The organism is Burkholderia sp. S171 (genome assembly GCF_009766085.1).
In the GTDB taxonomy this organism is placed as follows: domain Bacteria; phylum Pseudomonadota; class Gammaproteobacteria; order Burkholderiales; family Burkholderiaceae; genus Caballeronia.
This window is the reverse complement of record NZ_LMUF01000052.1, coordinates 245,975-269,218: the sequence shown is the minus strand read 5'-3', so window position 1 is coordinate 269,218 and position 23,244 is coordinate 245,975. Positions and strand designations below refer to the sequence as shown.

Annotated in this window: 21 protein-coding genes; 11 read left to right on the top strand and 10 right to left on the bottom strand. The window is 60.2% G+C overall.

The features are described 5' to 3' along the window. Positions 1-268: 268 nt before the first annotated feature. On the top strand, positions 269-1,549 hold the full coding sequence (locus GSQ93_RS30140) for a sugar efflux transporter (RefSeq protein WP_158939444.1): 1,281 nt from the start codon (positions 269-271) through the stop codon (positions 1,547-1,549). A 36-nt stretch (positions 1,550-1,585) separates the two neighbouring features. On the opposite strand, the gene GSQ93_RS30135 is transcribed toward GSQ93_RS30140, so the two are convergent. The 3 genes from GSQ93_RS30135 to GSQ93_RS30125 all read right to left on the bottom strand — a co-directional run bounded on the left by GSQ93_RS30135 (position 1,586) and on the right by GSQ93_RS30125 (position 5,012). Next, positions 1,586-1,765 (bottom strand): hypothetical protein, encoded by a 180-nt coding sequence (locus GSQ93_RS30135; protein ID WP_158939442.1) that lies wholly within the window; start codon positions 1,763-1,765, stop codon positions 1,586-1,588. A gap of 229 nt (positions 1,766-1,994) precedes the next feature. Continuing rightward, positions 1,995-4,286, bottom strand: coding sequence for an FdhF/YdeP family oxidoreductase (locus GSQ93_RS30130; RefSeq protein WP_158939441.1), 2,292 nt, complete (start codon positions 4,284-4,286; stop codon positions 1,995-1,997). 228 nt (positions 4,287-4,514) lie between these two features. Next, positions 4,515-5,012 (bottom strand): hypothetical protein, encoded by a 498-nt coding sequence (locus tag GSQ93_RS30125; RefSeq protein WP_158939439.1) that lies wholly within the window; start codon positions 5,010-5,012, stop codon positions 4,515-4,517. Between the two features lie 254 nt (positions 5,013-5,266). Here GSQ93_RS30125 and GSQ93_RS30120 point away from each other — a divergent pair, with 254 nt between their 5' ends. From GSQ93_RS30120 to GSQ93_RS30110, 3 genes are all read left to right on the top strand, one after another. After that, complete coding sequence (locus tag GSQ93_RS30120; RefSeq protein WP_158939437.1) at positions 5,267-5,686, top strand: DUF4160 domain-containing protein; 420 nt, start codon at positions 5,267-5,269, stop codon at positions 5,684-5,686. After that, complete coding sequence (locus tag GSQ93_RS30115; protein ID WP_158939435.1) at positions 5,683-6,135, top strand: DUF2442 domain-containing protein; 453 nt, start codon at positions 5,683-5,685, stop codon at positions 6,133-6,135. Before GSQ93_RS30120 ends, GSQ93_RS30115 begins: the two co-directional genes overlap by 4 nt. Before the next feature lie 407 nt (positions 6,136-6,542). After that, positions 6,543-7,235, top strand: a complete 693-nt coding sequence (locus GSQ93_RS30110; RefSeq protein ID WP_158939433.1) for a glycosyltransferase family 2 protein — start codon at positions 6,543-6,545, stop codon at positions 7,233-7,235. 72 nt (positions 7,236-7,307) lie between these two features. On the opposite strand, the gene GSQ93_RS30105 is transcribed toward GSQ93_RS30110, so the two are convergent. From GSQ93_RS30105 to GSQ93_RS30090, 4 genes are all read right to left on the bottom strand, one after another. Further along, complete coding sequence (locus GSQ93_RS30105; protein WP_158939431.1) at positions 7,308-7,895, bottom strand: NTP transferase domain-containing protein; 588 nt, start codon at positions 7,893-7,895, stop codon at positions 7,308-7,310. A 121-nt stretch (positions 7,896-8,016) separates the two neighbouring features. Further along, positions 8,017-10,245, bottom strand: coding sequence for a xanthine dehydrogenase family protein molybdopterin-binding subunit (locus tag GSQ93_RS30100; protein WP_158939429.1), 2,229 nt, complete (start codon positions 10,243-10,245; stop codon positions 8,017-8,019). After that, positions 10,242-11,231 (bottom strand): xanthine dehydrogenase family protein subunit M, encoded by a 990-nt coding sequence (locus tag GSQ93_RS30095; protein ID WP_158939427.1) that lies wholly within the window; start codon positions 11,229-11,231, stop codon positions 10,242-10,244. Before GSQ93_RS30095 ends, GSQ93_RS30100 begins: the two co-directional genes overlap by 4 nt. 9 nt (positions 11,232-11,240) lie before the next feature. Continuing rightward, a complete protein-coding gene (locus GSQ93_RS30090) occupies positions 11,241-11,957 on the bottom strand; it encodes a 2Fe-2S iron-sulfur cluster-binding protein (RefSeq protein WP_158939425.1) in 717 nt (238 codons plus the stop codon). Between the two features lie 270 nt (positions 11,958-12,227). Between GSQ93_RS30090 and GSQ93_RS30085 the strand changes: the two genes are divergently transcribed. After that, positions 12,228-12,566: a type II toxin-antitoxin system PemK/MazF family toxin gene (locus tag GSQ93_RS30085; RefSeq protein ID WP_158939423.1), complete on the top strand. Its 339-nt coding sequence runs from the start codon at positions 12,228-12,230 to the stop codon at positions 12,564-12,566. A gap of 205 nt (positions 12,567-12,771) precedes the next feature. Here the strand turns inward: GSQ93_RS30085 and GSQ93_RS30080 are convergent, their stop codons facing one another. The 3 genes from GSQ93_RS30080 to GSQ93_RS30070 form a co-directional block, all read right to left on the bottom strand. Continuing rightward, entirely contained in the window at positions 12,772-13,572 is an 801-nt protein-coding gene (locus tag GSQ93_RS30080) for a transporter substrate-binding domain-containing protein (RefSeq protein ID WP_158939421.1), read from the bottom strand. Positions 13,573-13,781: 209 nt separating this feature from the next. Continuing rightward, positions 13,782-14,306: an isochorismatase family protein gene (locus GSQ93_RS30075; protein WP_254074137.1), complete on the bottom strand. Its 525-nt coding sequence runs from the start codon at positions 14,304-14,306 to the stop codon at positions 13,782-13,784. After that, complete coding sequence (locus tag GSQ93_RS30070) at positions 14,296-15,606, bottom strand: GNAT family N-acetyltransferase (RefSeq protein WP_254074136.1); 1,311 nt, start codon at positions 15,604-15,606, stop codon at positions 14,296-14,298. Before GSQ93_RS30070 ends, GSQ93_RS30075 begins: the two co-directional genes overlap by 11 nt. 203 nt (positions 15,607-15,809) lie before the next feature. On the opposite strand from GSQ93_RS30070, the gene GSQ93_RS30065 reads away from it, so the two are divergent. From GSQ93_RS30065 to GSQ93_RS30040, 6 genes are all read left to right on the top strand, one after another. Next, the gene (locus GSQ93_RS30065) at positions 15,810-16,229 is read left to right on the top strand and encodes a GFA family protein (RefSeq protein WP_174254694.1); all 420 of its coding nucleotides are present in this window, start codon (positions 15,810-15,812) and stop codon (positions 16,227-16,229) included. Between the two features lie 47 nt (positions 16,230-16,276). Continuing rightward, positions 16,277-16,837 carry a DUF488 family protein gene (locus tag GSQ93_RS30060; RefSeq protein ID WP_158939419.1) on the top strand — a complete coding sequence of 187 codons (561 nt, stop codon included), beginning with the start codon at positions 16,277-16,279 and terminating at the stop codon, positions 16,835-16,837. Between the two features lie 228 nt (positions 16,838-17,065). Next, positions 17,066-18,631: a protease pro-enzyme activation domain-containing protein gene (locus GSQ93_RS30055; protein ID WP_158939417.1), complete on the top strand. Its 1,566-nt coding sequence runs from the start codon at positions 17,066-17,068 to the stop codon at positions 18,629-18,631. A gap of 91 nt (positions 18,632-18,722) precedes the next feature. Then, entirely contained in the window at positions 18,723-20,384 is a 1,662-nt protein-coding gene (locus tag GSQ93_RS30050) for a S10 family peptidase (protein ID WP_158939415.1), read from the top strand. Between the two features lie 142 nt (positions 20,385-20,526). Continuing rightward, a complete protein-coding gene (gene katE, locus GSQ93_RS30045) occupies positions 20,527-22,677 on the top strand; it encodes a catalase HPII (protein WP_158939413.1) in 2,151 nt (716 codons plus the stop codon). A gap of 203 nt (positions 22,678-22,880) precedes the next feature. Continuing rightward, positions 22,881-23,183 (top strand): putative quinol monooxygenase, encoded by a 303-nt coding sequence (locus GSQ93_RS30040; protein ID WP_158939412.1) that lies wholly within the window; start codon positions 22,881-22,883, stop codon positions 23,181-23,183. The last annotated feature ends 61 nt before the right edge of the window (positions 23,184-23,244 follow it).

Below are 23,244 nucleotides of genomic sequence, written 5' to 3'. Positions count from 1 at the left end.
TGTCCAGCAGATAGCCTTTGGAAAAAACCCGTGGATCGGAGATCAGACTCTGGCATTCAATGGCACGAAAGTACCTGCGACGATCCGCTTGCGTTGCTAACCACCCAGTCGGTTGCGTTTATCCGGGAACAGGCTTCGTTAAGTCTGCAACCAAACGAAAACGTCATTGAAAAAAACGTGGGCGCGTGTTTAAGTGCCCGCTGAACGTCGTTTTTGTCACTCGTCAGGAGCGTCACGCGACGGACCTTGGCCGCCAACGTGAATTTCAATGAACGCCGTCTTCAAGACTTTTCTCGCGCTGATCCGTCTTCCCGGTTATCCCGGCATTTCCCTCGCGATGTTCCTGTCGGGCATCGCATCCTCTTTCGCGGTGCCGTACACGTCACTGTTCGGCGCGACCGAGGCGCACATGACGCCGGTTCGGTTAGGCATCTTCATGACGCTGACCGCGGTGAGCAGTGTGGTCGTGAGTACGTATCTCGGGCGTATCGCCGATCGCCGGACCGATAAAAAACGCATCGTGCTGCTGTCCATCGCGGGGTCGGCGCTGGGTTATGCATTGCTGTGCGTCACGCGCAACTATGTGTTGCTGACGATCTTCGGCTGTGTCTTCCTGAGCATCGGCGCGGCGGTGTTTCCGCAACTTTTCACGTTCGGTAAAGCGAGGCTGCACGCGGAAGGTATCGAACATACCGAACTGCCGATGGCGACGTTGCGCACCACGCTTTCTTGCGCGTGGGTGTTCGGTCCGGCGGTGGGCGCGATCGTGCTAGGTGTGTCGGGATTTAACGGACTGTTCTTGTCGGCGGCGGGCGCGTTTGCGGTGGCGGGTTTCATCGTGCTGTGCATGCGCGAGCCCAAGGCCTACGACACCTTTGAAGCCGCCGATAAAACCACCAGCGAAATTCCACCGCAAGGCAAAAACGCACACGTATATGCAGCGCTCGTGAGTTTTACGCTGATCGGCATGGGCTCAGCGATCGCGACCATCATGCTGCCGGTGCTGATTGTCGATCAGTTGCACGGCACGACCGCGCATGTCGCACAGATGGTCGGCCTCGGCGCGTTCGCCGAGATTCCGATGATGCTTTTTCTCGGCGGCGCGTCCCGGCGCATCAACAAGGCAAACATGATTGCGTTCGCGTCGCTGTCGCACATTGTGTATTTCGCGGGCATCGCGCTCGCGCCAAACCTGTGGGTACTCGTGCCGCTACAGATCCTTAACGCGGTTGTGGTCGCGGTGACATCCTGTCTCGGCATGTCGTACTTTCAGGAACTGATGCCCGGCGCGCTGGCCCGGGCGACCACGCTGTTTTTCAATACCATGCGCACCGGCTCCGTGCTGGCGGGCGTGGCGTCGGGATTCGTGGCGGCGACGTGGGGTTATCGCGCGGTGTTCGTGTTTTGCGTGTTGCTGGCGTCTACTGCGTCGGTCGTGCTGTTCATGTTTAACTATCAACGCGGTACGAAGATTTTCTTCGATCCCACCCTGGAACCCGTTGTGCAAGGCAACGCGGTTGCCATGGTTGTCGCCGATGGCGAGCAATAGGAAACCGCGCCATAACGTTGGTTGATACCGGGTCTACTAAACCGGATGCCCGTCCGGCGGCGCGTCGGGATGCTGCGGCTCATCGGGGCGATGCCCCGGCGACGGCGGCGACAGCGGGTCTGCCTCGGGGTCGCGGTTTGGATCGGCGAGCGGGTCGGGGATCGGGTTGGTCTGCATGTCGTATCTCGTGTACTGCAAGTGGTTCACGTAGTTCATGAGTGGCCTCGGTTTGTTCTGTCATCGACAGTGAATGTCATTGTTCTTCAGCATAGGCGCATGCGGACTGAAAGGCAGGCCCGCAAGCTCCAACTGCCCACGTTAAACCCGTCGGGCACCGAGCGGGCAACGATTCACGACGGATGACCTGCGTCCCGTGGTCCGATGACAATTAAAGGAGTGCCGCGTTCACGCCCGGCACGTCCCGCATGCCACCTCCAGACTACCCTCAAGCCGCCATTTTTCGTAGCCGTACAGGGATCGCCTTGGCTGCCGGCACCTTGCTGCGTTTTGCGTGATGCGACACCGGAATCAGACGATTGCACTCCGGGTAATAGCCCATCACGCACCCGGCGGGAATGTCGAACGCATGCACGCGCAGACCGCCCAACTCGCGCAGTACCTCATCCCGCGAGACTGTAATTGCCGTGACCGCATCGTTTTCAGCGAAGCCCAGCCGGGTCATATCGGCTTGGTTCATCAACAACACGTCACGCGTGTCATACACGCCGCGGAAACGGTCATCGAGTGAGTACACGGTCGTATTGAACTGGCTGTCGCCGCGCGTGGTCATCAGGCGCAGCGTGCGTTCGCCGTCAAAGTCCATGTCCGGATCTTCACCGAAACCATCCGGCACGATGAAGTTCGCCTTGCCAGTCTTTGTTTTCCACTCGCGTTTCGCAGCCGGCAACGGCCGATGAAAACCGCCGGGTTGCGTCATGCGCCGGTTGAAATCCTTGAACTGCTCGGGGTAGGTGCGCTCGATGGCATCACGAACTAATCCGTAATTGCCTACCCACGCATCCCAGGGGACATTCGGGTTCGGCGGCAGGATCGCTTTCGCCAGCCCCGCGACAATCGCCGGCTCCGACAGCAAGTGTTCACTCGCCGGATCGGCCATTCCCTTCGATGCGTGAATGCACGCGGTGCTGTCCTCTACGGTCACTGTCTGCTCGCCGCTCGCCTGCCGGTCCACCTCGATCCGGCCAATACACGGCAGCAAATACGCCGCGCGCCCATGCACGATATGGCTGCGGTTAAGTTTGGTCGCAATCTGCACGGTAAGCGGCAGTTGCTTCCACGCCGGGTCCATCACGCCGTGATCGGGAATCGCGCGCGCGAAATTGCCGCCGAGTCCGATAAACGCATCGAGATTACCGTCCCTGACGGCTTCGCAGGTATCCACGGTGGTCAAGCCGGTTTCCTGGGGCGGCTCGAATTGATACAGCTCCTTGAGCTTGTCCATGGGGACGAGCGCAGGTTTTTCGGTGATGCCCACCGTACGCTGCCCTTGCACGTTCGAGTGGCCGCGAATCGGGCAGATCCCGGCTCCCTTCTTGCCGATATTGCCGCCAAGCAGCATCAGGTTCGTCAGCATCTGTACAGCAAGCACGCCTTCCCGATGCTGTGTGATGCCCATGCCGTACAAGATGATCACGGCCTTCGCGCGCGCATATTCGGTCGCGGCCGCTTCGAGCGCGGAGCGTGTCAGCGCCGACATCGACTCGATATCTTTCCAGTCCGCGGCCCGCATCGCGTCAGCGAAGGCATCGAAACCGTGTGTATGTTCCGCGATGAAACCCGCGTCCAGCACGCGCGGTGCGTTCGCTGCCTGGGCTTTGTCGTCGGCTTCTATCAACGACTTGCAAATGCCCGTGATCGCCGCTATGTCTCCGCCGATCTTCACCTGATGGTATTGCGTGCTGATGCAGGTTTGCTCGGTCGAAAGCATTTCCTTCGGCGACTGCGGATTCGCAAAACTCACCAGTCCGCGTTCGCGCAATGGATTGAACGTGATGATCTGCGCATTGCGTTTTCTCGCTTCCTGCAACGGATGCAGCATGCGAGGCGCGTTCGTGCCGGTGTTGTGGCCGAAGAAAAACAGGCAATCAGTGTGGTCGAAGTCTTCGAGTGTCACGGTTCCGACCGGCACGCCGATGGTGTCGGGCAACGCCACGGACGTGCTCTCGTGGCACATGTTCGAACTGTCCGGCAGGTTGTTGCAACCGTATAAACGGGCAAGGAGCGCGTACATGTAGGAGGTTTCCAGCGACGCGCGCCCCGACGCATAGAACACCACGCGTTTCGGATCGAAGCCACGGAGCTTTTCGCCGATTTCATCGAAGGCTTGCTGCCACGGGATGGGCAGATAGCGATCGGTCGCGGCGTCGTAGCGCATGGGGTGGGTCAGCCGGCCTTGCGACTCGAGTTCGAAATCGCTCCAGGCTTCCAGCGCGGCGACGGTGTGGTGGTCGAAGAACTCGGGCGTCGCGCGTTTGGTCGTGATTTCCCACGCGGTGGCTTTTGCGCCGTTTTCGCAGAACTCGAACAGATGCGGATCGGCTGGTTTAGCCCACGAGCAGCTCACGCACGCAAAACCATCCGGTTTGTTCTGCTTGAACAACACCCGCGTGCCGTTCACGGCGACGTGCTCTTGCATCAGTATCGATGAAACGGCTTTGACTGAGCCCCAGCCACCTGCCGGATGGTCGTATTGCTTGATACGAGGTTGTTTGCTCATGGTTGCATCGCTCCGCGGGTGAACAGGCGCGAACGACGAGAATGCGTTCGCGGGCGGAACTCATTCAGCAAGAAACAGGCTCGACGCAAGAACATAAAAATGAAAGCCGCCGGCCCGCGAATGCGGGGCGGCGGCTTTCAGATTGTTCACACCTGGATTTTCACCCGGCGAACGGCGACGATATTTGGCCGTCTTTCGCCGCGGTTTATGCGACGGCAGGCACGACTATCAGCTTTCTGCCGGCTCCAGACCTTCCGTTTGCGGTTTGAACGCATCGGCGCGCCGACGAATTTCTTCCGCTTCCACGGTCACGAACGTCCGGTTGTCGGCGGCGAGGGCGTTTTGATACGAGATGCCTTCCGGTACGCGATGCAACAGCGCACGCAGCTCGCCCTGGGTGGTCTGCTCGACCGGTTCGTAGTTGTAGAGCCGGAGCGTGAGTTCCGTGCGCTCGTGCAGCAGGAACAGGCACGCCGCGAACACGGCCACGCCGACCACCTCCTGGGCACCAAAACTGAAATCGTTGGGGATAGACGAGAACGGCAGCATCGCCACGGCGATTACGCCCGCGATAGCCAGCGCGATGGTCGCATACAGAAAGAACCTCGCGCGGCCGACGATGCGGTCGTGTTCCGTCTTGAGTTGGCCGGCGGATCTCGGGACGAGCGCCGCGTGGCCTTGTTTTTGTCGACGTTGCTGGAGTGCTGAAAGCGGGAGGGCGGCCATGGAGTCGGTTGCCTTGAAAAGCGTCGCCAGGATTGGCGCTGTCCACGGGTTAACGCCAAGCTTTCAGGAAAGTTGACTCAGGTTACGTGTTGTTTCAGTTGGACCTCAAAAAAATGTTTCGGGCGGTTTTACTCGTTAGCCATTTGGACAGCTATCAAGGGCCGAGGTCTCGTGTGTAATATTTACCACACCCGGATGCTTACCTCGTCGATAGTTGTAAGCAACCTTGGCGCTAACAAGGGAGAATAAAACGAATGAAAGTAGGTCAATATAAGGGGAGGCGCATCGCTGTGCTCACTAGAGACGAGCATTGTCCGCCGCATGTGCATCTGGATGGAGGTGACTGGTCCGCGCGGTTTGAATTTTCGTTTTGGCACAATGGGGTGAGTCTGCTAGATGTCATTCCAGATACCGCCAGAGTGCCTTCTCAAGTGAGCAGTGACGTCATCGCCATTGTCAAAGATCGCTTGCCCGAGGCCAGGGAAAGTTGGATGGAAGCTATAAAAAACACGTGCATGGAAAATCAGGCATGGGATGAAGCAAAACAGTATGTTGTGAAGCCGAATCTGGCGGGAAGGACGCTGGTTAACATCCAGGCGGGAACGTATGATCCCGCCGAGCGGATGACCGTGTTGCACTTGGCAGACCGCACGCAAGTAGGGATCAAGTTATGAAAATCATCAACGCGCCCGACGAAAAACCTGTCGACCTCGACGAGGGACGCGACACGCTTTTTGTTCTGGAGCGTCGCCCGGCTGGCGCACTGTTCAAGCTTAAAACTGCGTTCGAGACCATCCAGAGCACTTGGCATGGCTCTCATTCCGGTGCCCTCCCTAGCGTTGCGGAAGGTGTGAAATATCTTCCGGAACAGGCCGTGATCATGATTCATTTCCCGCGCGGAAAGAGTGTAGTGATCCCCGTTGACCAGATATCGGAATTGGACAACGTCCCGGCTGGCGCGCTCTCGTCAATTGCGCTGTCCTTTGCCGGTACGGCGCTTACCCTGATAGACCACAATATCGACATATCCATACAGGGGCTACTAAAGTCCCGTCAAGGTAAGGATGGCTCCGGGTCGGCGGAAGACCAGTTCAATGGAAACGCCGCGAAGCACGTCGGTTAAACCGGAAGCCGGCAAGTCTTGGCACCAGTATGGGCAAGCAAAAGTCCAGATCGAATTCCTCAACGCCCTTGCGCCGGTGAAGTTCAGCTAAGGGCTGCCAACAAATTTCACGTTTCCGATGCCCGATTGAGCCGTCCGATGCCGTTTCTCTGTGAGGCGGCCGTCTCGATGAGCGTGTGACGCGACTGACTCGCTGTTGCGCGTCCCACGTGCAGGCCTACTCCAGACGCCCCACGCCGTCCAAGTATTGCCCACGCTCCAGCCGTCAACCCCGTCCAATGTTCGCTTGCCCACATTTAGCCTAGGCACCGGCTGACCTTTCAAATCGCTGGGAATAGCCATTGCTGTGTCCTTCTGCAACCGTGTCCGGGCAATCCGGACGCCAAAAATGCGAAGGGAGAGAACACATGCTTGGCATCATCATTCCTGCTCATAACGAAGCGGGGCACATCGGGGCATGCGTGAGTGCGGCAAAACGCGCAGCGAATCATTACGAATTGCTGGGGGAGGACGTACGCGTGATCGTGGTCGTCGATCATTGTATTGACGAGACTTCTGCCATTGCTACTTCGCTCGGCGCCGACGTGCTTAGCGTGAATGCGCGAAACGTCGGCGTGGCGAGGGCGGAGGGGGCGCGCCACGCGTTATCGCTGGGCGCGCGCTGGCTGGCGTTTACCGACGCGGACAGCATCGTCGCCGATGACTGGCTGGTCCGGCAGCTAGATTGCCGTGCCGATGCCGTATGTGGCGTGATCGCTGTCCACGACTGGTCACCGCACCTAGCAGCCGTGCGGGAGCATTTCGCGCGCACTTATACCGATGCGGACGGTCATCGGCATATTCATGGCGCGAACATGGGGGTATCGGCGCAAGCTTATGTGCGGGTGGGCGGCTTCGCGCCACTCGAGCACAGCGAGGATGTGGCGCTGGTGGAGGCGTTGATTGCGGATGGGGCGTCAATTGCCTGGAGTGCTATGCCAAGGGTAGTGACGAGCGCGCGCACGGATTTTCGCGCGCTGAAGGGATTTGGAGCGACGCTGGTGGATGTGAGCCGACGGTGTTTTTTGGCAGGGGAGCCCGATGCCAAGATCGCCGCGTGAAGAAGGTTGGGTCGGCGGGTTGGATCGGCGTTTGGGGGCCGAACCCGGCACGAATGCAATCAGCAACATCATTTAGTGCAATTGCAAATCCCCCGGTAGATCCACATCGCGCAAAATGTTCGCATCTTCAACGTCGATGCGCTCAACCACCTCCGACATAAACAGCGCCCGCGCGCCGGCATCGCCGTCGAGCGCGCTGAGCGCGTCCAGATGCATGGCGCCAAACCCCGCCGGATGTCCCCTTTGCCCGCGATAAAACGGCGCAACAATCGACGCCCCGCCGTCCAGCGATCGCGCCACCGCCTCGACCGTTCCCGGCTCAATCCACGGCATATCGCCCAGCGTGACCAGCCAGCCTTCGGCGTCCTGCGTCGCGCGCACTGCAGCGGCAAGCGTCGCGCCCATGCCGCGCTCGGCATCGATGCAAAACATCACGTCGCAACCCGCTTCGTTCAACACCTCCGCCAATTTCTCCGACCCCGGCCGCACCACGGCCACCACCCGCGACACCGCGGAAAGCAATCGCCGAGCGGACTGAAACACGACCGGCGTACCGTCGGGGAGCGTGGCGAGAAGTTTGTTGTGAAGACCGCTTGGATCGAAGCGGGAACCGTAACCGGCTGCAAGCAGAATGCCGGTCGCACTCGATGAATAACTCATGGCCGGCTTCCTGATAGTAAGAAGCGTCGATTTTGACAAGCACCAAGGCTCGCCGCAAGCACGAAAAAAAACCGCGCGGCAAGCGCCGTGGCGCAACCGCTCGGTTTCCCCGGCAAAAACGTCAGACCGTTGTTTTTGGCATCACTTTGTCAAGCGTGATCGGCAAATCGCGCACCCGCACGCCGGTCGCGTGATACACGGCATTCGCGATCGATCCGGCCACCCCCGTAATGCCGATCTCGCCAATCCCGCGCGCGCCAAGCGGGTTGATATGCGGATCGGATTTGCCCAGCAACGTGATGTCGAGCACACCGATATCGGCGTTCACCGGCACGTGATACTCGGCAAGGTTGGCGTTCGTGTAGCGGCCATAACGCGCATCGAGTTCGCTCTTCTCGGTCAACGCGGAGCCGATCCCCCACACGAGGCCGCCCATCAACTGGCTATGAGCGGTCTTTTCGTTGAGCAGGCTGCCGACGTCATACACCCCGACAATGCGCGGGACGCGGATCGTGCCGAGATCGGCATCGACGTGAACTTCCGTGAACACCGCGCCGAACGAGTGAAACGCGAACTGCTGTTTCTCATCGCCGGGCTTGGTGGTCGCCATTGCTTCAATCGGCTTGCCGCCGTTGCGCGCGATCACTGCGGCCGCTGGATCGCGCTTCGATGGGTCAGCGCGGCTGATGACCCAGCCGTTGTCGACGGTGACATCGTCGATGGAGCCCCCGCTTAGCGGCGACCCCGAATCCGCTATCGCCATGGCAATCAACTTGCCGCGTGCCTGCGACGCCGCTTCACGCACTGCGGGCGACACGCTCGCCACCGACTGCGAACCGCCCGACACCGGCGCGTGCGGCAGCGACGAATCGCCGAGCGCGAAGTCGACCTTATCCATCGGAAAGCCCAATGCGTCGGCGGCTACTTGTGTCATCACGGTATAGGTGCCGGTGCCGAGATCCTGCGTGCCCGATGCGACCATCGCCGTCCCATCCGGCAAAATGCGTGCGATAGCCGATGCCTCGCTGCGGTTCGCCGGATAGGTTGCCGTCGCCATGCCGAGACCGATCAGCGTGTTGCCGTCGCGCATGGAACGCGGCTTCGGATTACGCCGCGACCAGCCGAATTTATCGGCGCCAATTTGATAACACTCGCGCAGCGACTTCTCCGACCACGGCTTCTTTTCCTGCGGTTCCATCTCGGCATAGTTCTTTAATTTGAACGCGAGCGGATCCATGTTCAATTCGTACGCCATTTCATCCATCGCGGATTCAAGCGCGAAAGAGCCGCTCGTTTCGCCCGGCGCGCGCATGAACGTCGGCGTGCCGACATCGAGTTTCACCAGTTTGTGCGTGGTCGCCTGGTTCGGCACGGCATACAGCATGCGCGTGAGGATGGCCGAGCTTTCGTTCCAGTCTTCGAATGTCGATGTAGTCGAGATCACGTCATGGCGCATGCCGGTGAGCGTGCCGTCGTCGCGCGCCGAGATCTGGATGTGCTGATCCGTGAATGGCCGGTTGCCCACCATGCCGAACATTTGCGGACGCTCCAGCACGAGGCGAACCGGCCGGCCGGTTTGCTTCGCGGCCATGGCGGCGAGCACGACATGCGACCACGCCGAGCCTTTGCAACCGAAACCGCCGCCGACGAACGGGCAGAGCACGCGCACGTTTTCTTCCTTGATGCCGAGCGTTTTCGCCACCGCGCCGCGGGCGCCGGAGACGCCTTGGGTTGCATCGTAGAGGGTGAGGTTTGGACCATCCCATCGAGCAAGCGTGGCGTGCGGCTCCATCGGATTGTGATGTTCGTTCGGCGTCGTGTAGACCACGTCGAGGCGGGTAGGTCCTTGACGCAGACCGGCGGCCACATCGCCACGTTGTGTATCGATTGGTCGCCCCATCATTTTTTCCGGCCGGTACGCGGAGCCTTTTGCGCGCTGATAGTCCGTGTTCGGCGTCGCGGCTTCGTAACGAATCGATGCCTGGAGTTTGCGGGCGCCATCGGTTGCGCGTTCGAGCGTATCGGCCACGACTACGGCGACCGGCTCGTTGCTGTAGCGCACTTCGTCGGTTTGCAGGAGCGACAATCTGCGCACGGCCGGTGGCTCGGCATTCGGTTTGCCGCCATTGGGCAGGCGCATGGCGGTTTCGTGGGTCATTACGAACAGCACGCCGGGCATGGCTTGGATGCGCGCGGTATCCATGGAAGCCACCCTGCCATGGGCGATCGTGCTTGTCACCAGCACTGCGTGCGCGAGCTTCGCTTCGGGGTTGTCGGCGGAATATTTCGCCTGGCCCGTGACTTTCAGAAGACCGTCGGTGCGGTCGAGCGGTTGTCCAAGAACACTCATGCCACACCTCCTGCAGTCGATACCGCGCGGACAATCGCGCGTTGCGCCAGCTCGATCTTGAAGCCGTTCTCTCGATAACTCCGCGCGTCGCGAACGGCGAGCGCCGCGGCGCTACGCAACGTGTCGCGTGATAACGGCTGGCCAGTGAGCGCTTGCTCGGTCGCTGTGGCACGCCACGGTTTGTGCGCGACGCCACCCAGCGCAATGCGCGCCGTCTTCACGGTGTTGCCGTCCATCTGCAATGCGGCGGCCACGGACACAAGCGCGAACGCGTAGCTCGCGCGGTCGCGCACTTTCAAATAATGCGAGTGCTGCGCGAAGAGCGGGGGCGGCAGATCGACGGACGTAATCAGTTCACCGGGTTGCAGCGTGGTATCGACTTCAGGATGATCGCCCGGTAAGCGATGAAACTCCGCGAACGCAATCGTGCGTTCACCCTGCGGGCCGTTCACGCGAACCACGGCATCGAGCGCGGCGAGCGCCACGTTCATATCGGATGGATTCGTCGCGATGCATTGCGCGCTCGCCCCCAAAATTGCGTGGATGCGGCTGTTGCCTTCTATCGCCGCACAGCCGCTTCCCGGAGTGCGTTTGTTGCATTGGGGAAAGCCTGTGTCATAGAAGTAATAACAGCGCGTGCGTTGCATCAGATTGCCGCCGACGGTGGCCATGTTGCGCAATTGCGCCGATGCACCCGCGAGGAACGCCTGCGACAGCAGCGGATAGCGTTCGCGAATCCACGTGTGATTTGCAGCGTCGCTATTGCGAACGAGTGCGCCGATCCGCAGGCCGCCGTCGGGCAGTTCGCTCACCGTGTTCAAGCCGGCTATGTGCGTGATGTCGACAAGCTTCATCGGCCGCGCGACACCGCCCTTCATAAGGTCGAGCAAATTCGTTCCGCCGCCGATAAACGCAACACCCGGCTGCTGCGCCGCCTTGATTGCCGCGCTCACATCAGTGGCGCGTTCGTAAGAGATGGCATCCATGTGGCGCTCCTAAGCTTTATTGATCACGACGGTTTTCACCGCCGCGACAATGTTCGGATACGCGCCGCAGCGACAGATATTGCCGCTCATGCGTTCGCGGATTTCATCGTCGGAGAGTTGGGGCGGACGGAAGCGGACATCGGCGGTTGCGGCGCTGGCGTCGCCGGCACGGAATTCGTCTATCAACGCGGTTGCCGAACACAGTTGGCCGGGCGTACAGAAGCCGCACTGGAACGCGTCGTGATCGATGAAAGCCTTTTGTATCGGGCTGAGGGTGAGCGTCTGCGCGTTGGCAAGTCCTTCCACCGTCACGATCGAATCGCCATCGTGCATGACGGCGAGCGTCAGGCACGAGTTGATGCGGCGGCCGTTCGCGATCACCGTGCACGCGCCGCACTGGCCCCGGTCGCAGCCTTTCTTCGTGCCCGTGAGGCTCGCGTATTCGCGCAATGCGTCGAGCAACGTCGTGCGTGCTTCAAGTTGCATGTCGTAAGCATGGCCGTTGATGGTCAGCTTCACGGGCATGAGCGGCGCGGCCGTGGTGACCGTGGGGGTTGGCGGCGGTGGTGCGGAAGTCGCTGCCGGTTGCTGCGCATGGGCGAGCGGCGAGGCGGTGACGGCCGCCGCTGCTGCTGCGGATTGCAAGAACCTGCGGCGCGACGGTTTTATCGCTTCGGATGATTCGGGGTCTGGGGTGCTGTTGCAGGGGACGTTGGTGTGGCGCATGGCGAAATGAAGCTCCTCGCTCGATCGATTTAGCGCTTTGTGTGGCTGGACGCGTCGCGGAAGTCGGCGTGTCTGGCTGACAGAGGCGCTTGCACCATTCGCTCGGGTCTTGCGGGTTGCAAGCCAATGGCGCGAATGGCGACGATGAGAGTCAGCAAATCCAGTGCCATCAGCGAGTGGCGCGCTGGTACGGTGTTTGCCGTTAAGGATTGCAGGTAAGGGCTACATTCATCGGTAAATCGGAGGCTCGCAGTGGAGTGAAGGTATCGAATGAAGAATGGAATACCGGAGGCCGGCGACGTGGTCAGGTTGCACGTCGGCCCATCCAAGGGCAATGAACAGGACGGCTATCGCGCGGTCTTGATCATCTCCGATTCAGTCGTGAATGAGATCACCGGCCGCTTCACCGGTTTGCCCATTACGTCCACCGTGAGAGAGTGGGCGACCGAGATTCCGCTCAAGAGCCTCAAGCGCCCAGGCGTGGCCCTCGTTGATCAGATTCGGAGCTGGAGTTACATCGCCAGCGAGGTCAACTTCAGGGGCAAAACCGTCACGACAGAGGAGCTTAACGCGGCTAAATACGCGACTAGATCCTTCCTCCAGCTTTGAGCTTGGCGGGCTCGGAATGAGCCGTTTTGCGAGAGTTGAGCGGCTAAGGTAGCAGCGCCAGGCGCTGTGAATTTAAATCGCTCAAACGAGCATTTTCAAAAATAGCCAAAGGCGGCATAAGTCGCGGTCACCGTACCAGCCAAAAACGCAAACTGCCACCTTTCGGTGGCAGTTTGCATTTCACATCGTCGACGTTCAGTCTTGTTTACAAATCGCTCGGATACGGCGCTTTGAGCCACTTCGTCGAGAGCTTGTTCAGTGTGCCGTCGTTCTTCGCTTTCAGCACAGCCGCATCCACTTCCTTCAGCAGGCGCGTCTCACCTTTGTTCACGGCGACATGATCGGGTGAACTAAAAAGTGCGAATTTCTGCTCGGGCGCAATCGGCGGATTACGCGCAATGATCGTGGCGCCCACGTCGTTGCCCACCACCATCAACTGAACCTGTCCCGACAGAAACGCCGAAATGGCGCCATTGGGGTCATCGAAACGCTTGATCGTTGCGTCCGGCGGTGCGACCTTCGTCACACTCAAATCCTCCAGCGTTCCGCGCGCCACTGAAATCGTCTTGCCTGCCAGATCCTTTTCGCTTTTCACCGGCAACGACTTCGGTCCGAACACCGCGAGATAGTACGGCGCATATGGTCGCGAAAAATCGAGCACTTTCTCGCGCTCCGGCGTCTGACCCACGCTCAGCAGCACGTCCGCCTTGCCGGTCGCGAGATAAGCCATGCGGTTTTCGCCGGTGATCGGTACGAGGTCGACCTTCACCTTCATCGTCTTGGCCAGATAGTCGGCCATCTCGATGTCATAACCCTGCGGTTTCATATCCGGACCGATAGCGCCAAACGGCGGATAGTCCATGAATACGCCCACTCGGAGCACGCCGTTTTTCTGCACGGTATCGAGGGCATCCGCGTGAGCGAAGGGGGCCGTGGCCGCTAAGGGCACAGCGAAAGCCGCAGCCACGAAGAGGCGCCGGGCGAGGCGGGAAAGGCGAGTCGTCATGATGGTGGCCTTGAGCAGAGAAGTCGGAGAGCGGGAAATGGAGATGGATATTCAGTCGCAAAAATATTCACTCGATATCCCGGAGCGCTACCTAACCGTACGTAACGTACGCGTGAAAGCACTCTAGGCAGGCCAAAAACCCGCAACAATCGAAATATGCTCATGCCAGCCATGACCGGCGTGCATGGCTGAAGGCATTTTCACCGATGCTATTTAATCAGCGCCAACGCGTCCCTGAAACGCGGATGCTGGCAGCTTCCCAACCAGCCGAAGATCGCCGTTTCGGTGGTGGTAGGAAGCGCTCCTTCTTGTTGTGCTCTAGCTAGCGCGATTACCTTATTCTCCGGGACGCGTGAACCGGCCGCATCGGCGATCAGTTCCACCGTGTAGCCCAGTTTGAGCAAGCCGGTCACGGTCATCAACACGCAAACATGCGCTTCGCAACCGGCCACAAACAAAACCGTGTCCTTCGACGGCAACGCCGCCACGAAGTCCGGACATAGCGTTGCATCGAACGTCTCTTTCTCGATCACGCGATGCCGCTCGCCAATCAGGCCATCGACGCTCGCACCCAGGCCGCGCGGATTCTGCTCGGTGACAAGTACAGCGATATCGAGCAAATCAGCTGCTTTGACCAGCGTCAGGCAACGCTGTAAAACAGCCGCGCCGTTATCGACATGCGGCATCAATTTCGCCTGCATATCGATAACAACAAGCATCGGATCAGGCTTCACTTTCCATGATCCGGTCGATCAGCCGCGCGTTTTCCCCCGCCGATCCAATGCCTTCATGCTTGGCCATCGGGATGAAAAAATGCGTCTTCACGTTCGGCAGGTTTGCACGATCCAGCCATTCCGTCAGATGCCGGGTGAGCCTGTGCGCGGGCGCATCGACCTCGGCACGCAACGCGGGCGGCAACTGGCTGAGATACCGCACTTCGGTCTGATACGGCTCGGGCGCGACGCACAAAGCATCGGGACGGCCATCGGAATCCGCGGGCAGACGTTGCAATGCTTCACGCAGCAACGCGACCCCCAGGCCCTGGCCACGCCATGCCTTCCTCACTTCCCACGTGCTGATATACACCACCCGATGCGTATTGAACACGCTGCACAGGCGCTCGGGCCCAAGCGCTTCGGTGGCGGCGAGCGCGAGGGACAGCATCTCGCCGGAGTAGGTATCGAGGACATAAACGAGGTCCGCGCTACTCTGGATGGGCGGCACTTTCACGAGTTTCAATTCCACCGCCGCCGCAACGATGTCCGTGCCCGCCTCGTGAAATACCGCGAACGCGGTGCCGAGCCGTTCGTCGTCGACCTGCGGATATTCATGTCGATAAGTCATGGTCAGCAGGAACGGGCCGATCTTTTCACGATAAGCCAACGGCTTGTCGACGTCGTAATCGCTCGTGCCTTGCAGCCCGTAAGGGTCGTAATCCTGCCTGGCCGATGCTGGCGCCAGATCCGTGGCCTCTTTCGACACCACGGCCGGCCGTCGCGACTTGGGCACCAGATCCTCCGGCAGACCCTCCCAGCTCAAACGAAGAAATTCGCGACCGCCGCGATAGTGCGTTTCAAATAACGACGCGATTGGCGACGCTTCGAACGGCGCAAGAATGCGTTCCGCGGATTCGAGCGCACGGTCCATCAACTGATCAGCTTCAGCGGGATCGGGGACGTGCCGTGTGCCATCGCTGTCCGAGCCGCCGTTGGCCGCGTGCTGTTGACGCGCAAGTTCTAGCCATTCGTCGGCGGCCCGTTCAGCGAGAAATCCCGCTGCGATCTGATAGCCAGATAGCACGATCGACTTGCCTGTATCTCCAAGCGGGAACACGTACTCGTCGGTCATGACATCCGCGACGTGCACGTTTTTGTAATCCTTGCGCGCAGACGGCGCGTTCTCGGCCGCGTCATAACGCTCGTGCGACAGCACATAGGCTGCCAGATCGGGAGCGGCCGGTGCGGCGTACGGCCCGGTCGCGGCGGTGACCGTCGCGCCGGAGGGGAGCAGAGCCAGCAGGGATACGTGCTTCATGAGTGCCATCTCCGTCTCGTGGGGGTGTCATCGTAGCAAAACCGCGCTTTTTTGCACGTCGCGAAGCCGACGCGGCGCGCAGGTTGCTACCACGCGGATTGCTACTAAGATTGTTGCCATGGCCGCTGCTGCCCGGGTAACCGAATCCTTCAAGGATCCTGCATGCTAGTAGATAACAGATACCAGATTATAGGGAGGCTGCGATGAACGACATGATTCAGAACACGGGTCAGGAGGTTCGACATGAAGGGGGCTGCGCGTGCGGCGCGTGGCGCTTTACGGCGACGTCGGGCCCGGACCGCGTTGGTCTTTGCCATTGCATGACATGCCGCCGCGTGCACGGTTCGGCGTTTGGGGCGTACGCGGTTTATGCGGAGGAGCAGGTCACCATGTCGGGCGCGACCAAAGCCTGGCAAAGCTCCGTCGATGCTCGCCGCCACTTCTGCCCGGTATGCGGCTCAGTTGCGTTCATGGCGTACGTCAACAGTGACGAGATCGACTTGCCGATTGGCGCCTTCGACGAAACCGGCTTTCTCGACCCCTCCTACGAACTCTGGTGTATCCGCCGCGAACCCTGGCTGTCCGGCCATGGACGGCGGGAGTATGCCGAAGACCGGTCCTGACGCACGCACCGGATTGCCGGACCCGTGGATCGCCGGATGAACATTTGATGAACGCGCCTTTTTTCACCATTGGTCACTCGACGCGCTCGCTGACGGAATTGACCGGCTTGCTGAAGGAAAGCGAGATCGAACTGCTGGTCGATGTCCGCAGCATTCCGAGATCGCGGACCCATCCGCAATTCAATCTGGAGACATTGCCGGCTTCGCTGCTGGGAGAGGGTGTTGCCTACCTGCACATGGCGGCGCTCGGCGGCCGGCGCGGCAAGCGCAACACGGACGCTCCATCACCGAACACCTACTGGACCCATCCGGCGTTTCGCAACTACGCCGACTACGCGCTGGGCGAACCGTTTCACGAAGCCCTGGAACAACTGCTTGAGCTGGGTCACGCGCGGCGCTGCGCGATCATGTGCTCGGAAGCCGTGTGGTGGCGGTGTCATCGGCGGATTGTGGCGGATTATCTGCTCGCGCGAGGCGAGACCGTCTTGCACATCATGGGCCCGCATCAAGTCAGGCCTGCGACGCTTACGCCACAAGCTTTACCCCAGCCCGACGGCACCGTGATCTACCCCGAAGCAAGCGCAAAACCGGGGGGCACGCCGAATTGACAGCCTCCTGGCGCCGATGCATAAGCAGAAGGCAATCGTTTGCCTATGCTGGAACTGCGCCCCTCGCGCCGTGTCGGATAACAGGCTGAAGCAAGCAGGGGTCTCTCCCGCGAGTCGAGGGTGTCGCCAGTAAGCGCTGGGTAAGCGCTAGATAAGCGCTGGCAAGTCATCTCGAACCCTGAATCCGCGCGACACGAATTTTCCCGTACCAGCAAGGAGCCACAAGTCATGACCAAGCATCCAATAGCCGGCAGCGACAAGTCGCAACCCGAAGGCGCACGTTGCATCGGCGCATGCAATCCGGACGAAAAAATCGAGGTCGTAGTGATGCTCCGGCGGCAAAACGAGGACGCATTCCGCCAGTTGATGCAAAAGATCAATACAGGCGCCGCCGATGCCGTGCCGGTTTCCCGCGATGAGTTCGGCAAGCGCTTCGGGGCATCGGCCGAGGATGTGGCCAAGACGGAAGCCTTCGCGAAGGCGCATGGTCTGAGCGTAGTCCGCGCCGATGCGGGCTCGCGCAGCGTGGTGCTGTCGGGCACCATCGCCCAGTTCAGCGCGGCCTTCAGCGTCAAGCTGGAGCGCTTCGAACATCACGCGATTGGCGAGTATCGCGGGCGCACGGGGCCGGTGAACGTGCCGGACGACATGAAGGACATGGTGACCGCCGTGCTGGGTCTCGACAGCCGCCCGCAGGCGCGTCCGCATTTTCGCTTCCGGCCGCCGTTCAAGACCGCGCGCAGCGAATCCAGCACGTCGTACACGCCGCTCGATCTCGCGCGGCTCTACGACTTCCCCAGCGGCGACGGCAGCGGCCAGTGCGTTGGCATTATCGAACTGGGCGGGGGGTATAGCGAAAGCGACCTGAGCGCTTATTTTTCGCAATTGGGCGTGGGCAAACCGAACGTGGTCGCGGTTGGCGTCGATCAGGCCAACAACGCGCCAACGGGTAACCCGAACGGGCCTGACGGCGAGGTGACGCTGGACATCGAAATTGTCGGTGCAATTGTGCCGGGCGCGCGCATCGCGGTGTATTTCACGACCAACAGCGACGCGGGTTTTATCGACGCCGTGAACCGCGCGATCCACGACGATACCAACAAGCCATCGGTCATCTCGATCAGTTGGGGCGGCCCGGAAACCAACTGGACGTCGCAGTCGCAAAACGCATTCGATGAAGTCCTGCAATCCGCCGCGGCAATGGGCGTGACCGTGTGCGCGGCCTCCGGCGACAGCGGTTCCAGCGACGGCGCCGCGGACGGACAAGATCACGTCGACTTCCCGGCGTCGAGCCCCTACGTGCTCGCGTGCGGCGGGACGCAGCTGGAGGCATCGGCGAAAGGAATTAGCAGCGAAGTGGTGTGGAACGACGGCGAGCAGGGCGGCGCAGGCGGCGGCGGTGTGAGCGCCGTGTTTGCGTTGCCGGTCTGGCAAAACGGCCTGAGCGTCACGCGCGTCAGCGGTGGCAAGTCGGCGTTGACCAAGCGCGGCGTGCCCGATGTCGCAGGCGACGCGTCGCCGGTCACGGGCTACGATGTAATTATCGGCGGGACGCAGACGGTAGTGGGCGGAACCAGCGCGGTCGCGCCGCTCTGGGCGGGGCTAGTCGCCCGGATCAACGCGGCGGCGGGCAAGCCGGTGGGTTTCCTCAACCCGAAGCTGTACGCTGCGAAGACGGCGGGCCACGACATCACCCAGGGCAACAACGGCAGCTTCAAGGCGTCAGTTGGGTGGGATGCCTGTACGGGGCTGGGCAGCCCGGACGGCGTGAAAGTCGCGGCGGCGCTGAAGTAGCGGTTGCAGGTCGAGATCAGATGAGTTGAAGTAGACAAGTTGCGACGATGGGCCAGGCAAGAACTCCAACAACACCGGCAAGGGAGCAATCATGACGAACTCCAGTTCAGCGGCAAAGACATCTTCAAAAGCACCTTCAAGCGCACCTTCAGGCACGCCTTCAACCAAGTCTTCCGTAGCAGGGGATCAGCCTTACTTCGATTCGACCGCTTACGGCAACGGTCCCGATGATTCCATCGACGCGACTCAAACCGACGAAAACGCTGCGATCACGCATCACTCGGCCGTCATAGGCGGCAAGACGATCGACTACACGGCGACGGCCGGACACCTTGTGATTGTCGATCCGAGCAGTTCGAAGCCCGAGGCGAAGTTGTTCTATGTTGCGTTCACGCAGGACAATCAGACTGAAGAATCGCGCCCGGTCACATTTTTCTATAACGGCGGACCGGGGTCGTCGTCGGTATTCGTGTTGCTTGGGTCCTTCGCGCCGCAACGCATCAAGACGTCGATGCCCGGATTCACGCCGCCTGCGCCCTACCAGATGGAGGACAACCCGGACAGCTTGCTGGACAAGAGTGATCTCGTGTTTATCAACCCGGTCGGCACGGGCTATTCAGCGGCTATTGCACCGAACAAAAACATCAATTTCTGGGGCGTTGACCAGGACGCGAATTCTCTCAAGCAATTTATCAAGCGCTTCCTGACGAAAAATAATCGCTGGAATTCGCCGAAATTTCTTTATGGCGAGTCGTATGGCACGGCGCGAAGCTGCGTGCTTGCGTACCTCTTGCACGAGGACGGCGTGGACCTGAACGGCATCACGCTGCAGTCGTCCATTCTCGACTACACGCAATCCGGCAATCCGGTGGGCGCGTTGCCGACCGCTGCGGCCGATGCCTGGTTTCATCGGAAATTGGGTGTGCATCCACGGCCCACGGATCTGCTGACGTTCTCCGAGGAAGTCGCGCAATTCGCGCGTACGGATTACCTCGCGGCGCTGCGCAAATTTCCGCAGACCGACAACGACACCGTGGAGAAGCTGACCGAATACACGGGTATCGATAAAGCCACGCTGATCGCGTGGAGTCTCGACGTCGCTTCTTACGACAGCCGCGGCAACTCGCTCTTTCTCACCACGCTGCTGAAGTCCAAAGGCGTGGCGCTAGGTTCCTACGATGGCCGCGTGACCGGTATCGAGACGGGTATCGCGGGCAAGATCGATCCGAACTCCGGCGGTAACGATCCCACCATGACGGCGGTGACCGGTGTCTATACGGCAATGTGGAACGAGTACCTGAACGAGAAGCTGAAGTTCACGTCCACGTCGTCGTTCACGGACCTGAACGACCAGGCTTTTGCCAACTGGGATTTCCATCACACGGACCCGACGGGCGCCCAGAAGGGTGTGGACGCGAAGGGCAACATCATTCTCTATACGGCGGGTGATCTGGCTGCGGTGATGGCGCTCAACATCGACTTGAAGGTGTTGTCGGCGAATGGTTTCTACGACTTCGTGACGCCGTTCTACCAGACCGTGCTGGACCTGCAGCAAATGCCGCTCATCGATAAAACTGTGCGGGCGAATTTGACGGCGAAGTTCTATCCGTCGGGTCACATGATCTATCTTGACGGCGGTTCGCGTACGCAATTGAAGGCGGATCTCGCGAAGATGTATCAGGCCGCAACGACTGATCATGAGGCCATGGGCCGGATTCGCGCACTGCAGCAACGTAAGGTTGAAACAAAATAGCGCGCAACAATCGGGGAGTCGAGCGGAGAGTGGAGCGCCGCGCCTTAGTCTGATAAACGGGGTCGGCGGGAACACAAGTTGCGAACGGACGAACGAGCGCATGTCTGATGCGCCACTTCAACTGCACACTGGAGTTCCCCCGATGCCGACCTCGAAGAAGAACGCTGGCGCGCCCGCGCCCTCAAAAGACACCAGCGCAGTTGCGCGGACACCCTCGCAAAACAACACCAATCCGAAGCTCGACAGTCTTGAGCAGTTTCGCTCGGATGCGACGAATCAAGCGCTGACGACCAACCAGGGCGTCAAGGTTTCCGATAACCAGAACACCCTTAAAGCCGGTCCTCGGGGACCCTCGCTGCTCGAAGATTTCATCATGCGTGAAAAAATCACGCACTTCGATCACGAGCGGATTCCTGAGCGCATCGTGCATGCACGCGGTTCAGCCGCGCATGGCGTGTTCAAGCCGTACAAGGCGCATACCGACCTGACGAAAGCGGCATTCCTGTTGGACCCGAACAAGGAAACGCCGGTGTACGTACGATTCTCGACGGTGCAGGGCTCACGCGGCTCAGCGGACACCGTGCGCGATGTGCGTGGTTTTGCCGTCAAGTTCTACACCGAAGAAGGCAACTTCGACCTGGTCGGCAACAACATGCCCGTGTTCTTCATTCAGGACGCGATCAAGTTCCCCGACTTCGTTCATGCAGTCAAACCGGAGCCGCATAACGAAATGCCGCAGGGCGGCTCGGCCCACGACACGTTCTGGGACTTCGTCTCGCTTGTGCCGGAGTCTGCGCACATGGTGCTGTGGACCATGTCGGACCGCGCCATTCCGCGCAGCCTGCGCACCATGGAAGGATTCGGTATCCATACGTTTCGTCTGGTGAATGCAGAGGGCAAGGGCCGGTTCGTTAAATTCCACTGGCGTCCGACTATTGGGTCGGCTTCGCTCTTGTGGGACGAGGCGCAGAAGCTGGCCGGCAAGGACGCGGATTTTCATCGGCGCGATCTGTGGGAAGCGATCGACATGGGTGACTACCCGGAATGGGAGTTGGGCGTACAGATTGTGGAGGAGGACGACGAGCATTCGTTCGACTTCGATCTGCTCGATCCGACCAAGATCATCCCCGAAGAAACGGTGCCGATCACCATGCTCGGCAAACTCACGCTGAACCGTAATCCGGATAATTTTTTCGCGGAAACGGAACAGGTGGCGTTCTGTCCCGGACACATTGTGCCGGGCATCGACTTCTCGAACGATCCGCTGCTTCAGGGCCGTTTGTTCTCGTACACGGACACGCAGATCAGCCGGCTGGGCGGTCCGAACTTTCACGAGATCCCGATCAACCGCACCATCGCGCCGATGCACAACAACCAGCGCGATGCGAAACACCGGATGACGATTAATCGCGGGCAAGCTTCGTACGAACCCAATTCCATCGATAGCGGCTGGCCGACGGAAACCGAACCGGCGGCAATGGGCGGCGGGTTTGAGACGTACCCTGAGCGCGTGGATGCCGTGAAGATCCGCCAGCGCAGCGAGTCCTTCGCCGATCATTATTCGCAAGCCACGCTGTTCTGGAACAGCATGACGAAGCCGGAGAAGGATCACATCGTGGGCGCGTATTCGTTCGAGCTGAGCAAGGTCGAGCGCAAGTTTATCCGCGAGCGGCAGCTTGGAATCCTGGCGAATATCGACAGCGAACTGTGCGCACGTGTTGCCGAAAATCTCGGCTTGCCGGCGCCGAAATCGAGCGCAAGCGCGGCGGAATTGGGCAAGTCCTCGCTGGCTGAGTCGCCAGCGTTGAGCATTGTCGCGAAGACCAAGCCGTCGGTGAAGACGCGCAAGGTTGCCATTCTCGCCGCGAAGGGTGCGGATGTTGCGACCATCAAGGCGATCAAGGAGGCGCTGATGGCGGAAGGTGCGCATGCAAAAGTGATCGCACCGCAGCTCGGCACGTTGGGCGACGGCGTGGAGGTCGATGCGACCATTCTCGGTTTGCCATCGATCATGTTCGACGGCGTGGTGGTGGCCGGCGGCGCAGCGAGCGCGAAGCTCCTGTCGGAATCCGGCGATGCCCGCCACTTCGTGCTCGAATCGTTCAAGCATCTCAAGGCGATCGGTGCGGTGGGTGACGGCGAGGACGTGCTGGCCGCCGCACATTTGCCGACCGGTGACGAGGGTATCAGCGTAGGCAGCGACACGAAGAAGGTGATGAAGGCGTTTATTGCGGCGATGTCGAAACATCGCGTATGGTCGCGGGCCGAAAAGGCGGAAAGCGTGCCGGCATGATGGGCGCTGAGTGCATCGGCATGTGAAAGGAACCCGTGGCGTCCAGTCGCGGGTTTCTTTTTTAGCGCTGCACTCTGCGCTGTTATTTGTCCTCGCAGGGCCTGTCGCGCTTTTGCAGGTAAGCACGGGTAAGCACGTAAGTTTTATGATCGATGAACGCGTCTCCAGACGGAACACGCGAGTCCAAGTACACGGAGGATGACATGGTCAAGACAGCATTGTGGGTCCGGTTGGAAGCAAAACCCGGCAAGGAGAAAGATGTGGAGGCGTTCTTGTTGGGCGGCCTCGCGCTGGTCGAGCAGGAGCCAGCCACAACCGTATGGTTCGCGCTGCAGTTGGACGCAAGCACGTTCGGAATCTTCGATGCCTTTCCCGATGAAGCCGGTCGCGACGCGCATCTTTCCGGCAAGGTCGCCGAGGCGCTGATGGCGAAGGCGGGCGAACTGTTCGCCTCGCCGCCGCAAATCATGAAGATCGATGTATTGGCAGCGAAGCTGCCGGGCTAGACTTTTGCGACACGTGGGGCAGTTGCTGCGGCATCGAGCTTAACGCCGCAGCAAACCCGCC

What these genes read in the sequence shown, in the direction of transcription:
- GSQ93_RS30140 (WP_158939444.1), top strand. Translation starts at nt 269, where the DNA reads ATGAACGCCGTCTTCAAGACTTTTCTCGCGCTGATCCGTCTTCCCGGT.
- GSQ93_RS30135 (WP_158939442.1), bottom strand. Translation starts at nt 1,765, where the DNA reads ATGAACTACGTGAACCACTTGCAGTACACGAGATACGACATGCAGACC.
- GSQ93_RS30130 (WP_158939441.1), bottom strand. Translation starts at nt 4,286, where the DNA reads ATGAGCAAACAACCTCGTATCAAGCAATACGACCATCCGGCAGGTGGC.
- GSQ93_RS30125 (WP_158939439.1), bottom strand. Translation starts at nt 5,012, where the DNA reads ATGGCCGCCCTCCCGCTTTCAGCACTCCAGCAACGTCGACAAAAACAA.
- GSQ93_RS30120 (WP_158939437.1), top strand. Translation starts at nt 5,267, where the DNA reads ATGAAAGTAGGTCAATATAAGGGGAGGCGCATCGCTGTGCTCACTAGA.
- GSQ93_RS30115 (WP_158939435.1), top strand. Translation starts at nt 5,683, where the DNA reads ATGAAAATCATCAACGCGCCCGACGAAAAACCTGTCGACCTCGACGAG.
- GSQ93_RS30110 (WP_158939433.1), top strand. Translation starts at nt 6,543, where the DNA reads ATGCTTGGCATCATCATTCCTGCTCATAACGAAGCGGGGCACATCGGG.
- GSQ93_RS30105 (WP_158939431.1), bottom strand. Translation starts at nt 7,895, where the DNA reads ATGAGTTATTCATCGAGTGCGACCGGCATTCTGCTTGCAGCCGGTTAC.
- GSQ93_RS30100 (WP_158939429.1), bottom strand. Translation starts at nt 10,245, where the DNA reads ATGAGTGTTCTTGGACAACCGCTCGACCGCACCGACGGTCTTCTGAAA.
- GSQ93_RS30095 (WP_158939427.1), bottom strand. Translation starts at nt 11,231, where the DNA reads ATGGATGCCATCTCTTACGAACGCGCCACTGATGTGAGCGCGGCAATC.
- GSQ93_RS30090 (WP_158939425.1), bottom strand. Translation starts at nt 11,957, where the DNA reads ATGCGCCACACCAACGTCCCCTGCAACAGCACCCCAGACCCCGAATCA.
- GSQ93_RS30085 (WP_158939423.1), top strand. Translation starts at nt 12,228, where the DNA reads ATGAAGAATGGAATACCGGAGGCCGGCGACGTGGTCAGGTTGCACGTC.
- GSQ93_RS30080 (WP_158939421.1), bottom strand. Translation starts at nt 13,572, where the DNA reads ATGACGACTCGCCTTTCCCGCCTCGCCCGGCGCCTCTTCGTGGCTGCG.
- GSQ93_RS30070 (WP_254074136.1), bottom strand. Translation starts at nt 15,606, where the DNA reads ATGAAGCACGTATCCCTGCTGGCTCTGCTCCCCTCCGGCGCGACGGTC.
- GSQ93_RS30065 (WP_174254694.1), top strand. Translation starts at nt 15,810, where the DNA reads ATGAACGACATGATTCAGAACACGGGTCAGGAGGTTCGACATGAAGGG.
- GSQ93_RS30060 (WP_158939419.1), top strand. Translation starts at nt 16,277, where the DNA reads ATGAACGCGCCTTTTTTCACCATTGGTCACTCGACGCGCTCGCTGACG.
- GSQ93_RS30055 (WP_158939417.1), top strand. Translation starts at nt 17,066, where the DNA reads ATGACCAAGCATCCAATAGCCGGCAGCGACAAGTCGCAACCCGAAGGC.
- GSQ93_RS30050 (WP_158939415.1), top strand. Translation starts at nt 18,723, where the DNA reads ATGACGAACTCCAGTTCAGCGGCAAAGACATCTTCAAAAGCACCTTCA.
- katE (WP_158939413.1), top strand. Translation starts at nt 20,527, where the DNA reads ATGCCGACCTCGAAGAAGAACGCTGGCGCGCCCGCGCCCTCAAAAGAC.
- GSQ93_RS30040 (WP_158939412.1), top strand. Translation starts at nt 22,881, where the DNA reads ATGGTCAAGACAGCATTGTGGGTCCGGTTGGAAGCAAAACCCGGCAAG.